This window comes from Cellulomonas citrea (assembly GCF_009829685.1).
GTDB classification, from domain to species: Bacteria; Actinomycetota; Actinomycetes; order Actinomycetales; family Cellulomonadaceae; genus Cellulomonas; species Cellulomonas citrea.
In genome coordinates this window covers 1-2,101 of sequence record NZ_VWSD01000259.1, presented here as the reverse complement: position 1 = coordinate 2,101, position 2,101 = coordinate 1, and the positions used below count along the sequence as shown (strand labels likewise).

2 protein-coding genes are annotated in these 2,101 nt (G+C 76.6%); one reads left to right on the top strand and one right to left on the bottom strand.

Features of this window, described 5'->3' with window-relative positions:
• On the bottom strand, window positions 1-1,064 hold a 1,064-nt coding region (locus F2B26_RS15910; protein WP_159811012.1), incomplete at its 3' end, for a cation:proton antiporter.
• A 267-nt stretch (window positions 1,065-1,331) separates the two neighbouring features.
• Here F2B26_RS15910 and F2B26_RS15905 point away from each other — a divergent pair.
• Window positions 1,332-2,101: acylphosphatase (locus F2B26_RS15905; protein WP_201292790.1), on the top strand; the 770-nt coding region annotated here is incomplete at its 3' end.

The following is a 2,101-nucleotide window of genomic DNA, read 5'->3' as shown; positions in this document are numbered from 1 at the left end:
GCGAGCAGCAGGGCAGCAGCCTCCCCGGGCCGCAGCGCGCCGGTCTGGGTGCCGATCGTCGCGGCCGCCACCGGGATGCCGAGCTGGGCGCTGGCGAGCAGCCCGAGCGGGGCCGGCTGCCCCACCAGCCGCGGCACCAGGTGGGTGAGCACGGCCCCGACGCCGAGCGCCGCGGCGAGCAGCAGGTCGCGCGGGGAGTCCCCCAGCGCCGACAGGTCGAGCGAGGCACCGAGCCAGACGTAGAAGAGCGGTCCGAGGAACCCGTCGGCGAGGGCGAACATCTGCCGTGCGAGCCGGCGCGGCTCACCGATCGCCGCGACCACGAGACCGAGCGCGAACCCGGCGAGCATCACCGAGATGTGCGCCCACACCGCGAGCGCCGCCAGGGCGAACAGCAGCAGCAGGTTGACCCGCAGCTCGAGGGCGAACCCGCGCCGCTTGGACACCCGCTCCCAGCGCCGGCGCAGCCCGCGCCGCTGCGCCTCACGCAGCACCAGCAGGACGAGCAGCGCACCACCCGCGACGAGGACGAGGCCGCCCAGCGCCGCCACCGCCCGTTGCGGCACGATCGTGAGCGGCAGGGCCACCATGCACGCGATGTCCGCGACGGCGACCTGCGCGGTCATGGACAGGACGGCCGGGCCGCCGAGCCGCAGCGCGTCGACGGTGGGCAGCACGAGCGCGGCCGAGGACGAGGCGAGCAGCACCGCGTACAGCGGTGCGTGCCCACCCCCGAGCACCAGCGCGATCGTCACCCCGAGCCCGGCCGAGACGACGGCGACCAGCCCGGCGCGCAGCACCCCGGAGCCCAGCGCCGCGCGGACCTGGGTGTCACGCACGGGCACGTGCGATCCGGCGACGAACATGAGCAGCACGAACCCGACATCAGCCAGCAGCTGGAACGTGGGGTCGTGCGCGTCCAGGACCCCGGTCCCGCTCGCGCCGAGGGCCAGCCCGGCCAGCAGCTCGCCCACCATGACCGGCACCCGCCAGGACTCGCGTGCGGCCAGCGCCGGGCCAGCGAGCGCGACGACGCCGATGAGGGCCAGGGTGGCGAACGTCATCGCCGCACCTGGCGCCGGCCGGTCCCCCGCCGTACCGCACGGGCTGTCATGGGCCCTCCCCTCGAACGCCCCGCGGGCGTGGCACGAGGCTACGAGCCGGTGCCGCCGCTGCGACGGCGCACCGCGGGTGGGGCGGCGCGATTGACACTGCCGCGGGCCGTCCTTAGGTTCCACCGGGTGCGGCCGGTCGCTCCGGCCGCCCGGGCGAGGAGTGCAGATGACGCTGCGGTGCGTCGGGGCCGCAGACGGGCCCGGGGCGGGTCCACGATGACCCGACGACAGCTCCTGGTCACCGGGGTGGTGCAGGGCGTGGGGTTCCGCCCGCACGTCTACCGGCTGGCCCATGAGCTCGCGCTCACCGGCTCGGTGACCAACACGGCCGCCGGGGTCGTGGTCGACGCCCAGGGCCCGCCGGCCGCGCTCGCCGAGCTGGTCCGCCGGATCGCCGCGGACGCACCACCCCTGGCGTTCGTGCGCGAGGTCCGCACGCAGGACGTGCCCGAGGACCCGGCCCTCACCGCGTTCACGATCGCCGCCAGCACGTCGGACGCCGGCCCGCGGACCACCGTGCCGCCCGACTGCGCAGTGTGCGCGGCGTGTCTGCGCGAGCTGTTCGACCCGGCCGACCGCCGCCACCGGCACCCGTTCATCACCTGCACCGACTGCGGCCCCCGGTTCACGATCGTCACCGGTCTGCCGTACGACCGGCCCAGCACGTCGATGGCCGGGTTCGCCATGTGCGCCGACTGCGAGCGCGAGTACCTCGACCCGGCCGACCGCCGCTTCCACGCCCAGCCGGTCGCCTGCCCGGTGTGCGGCCCGCGGCTGTGGGCCACCGACGGCAGCACCCGCACCGACGGGGACGAGGCCGCCCTCGCCGTCGCCCAGCAGGTGCTGGCCACCGGGGGCACGGTCGCGGTCAAGGGGCTCGGCGGGTTCCACCTGGCGGTGCGGGCCGACGACGAGGCGGCCGTGGCCCGGCTGCGCGCCCGCAAGCACCGCCCGGACCGGCCGTTCGCCCTCATGGCCGCCTCGCT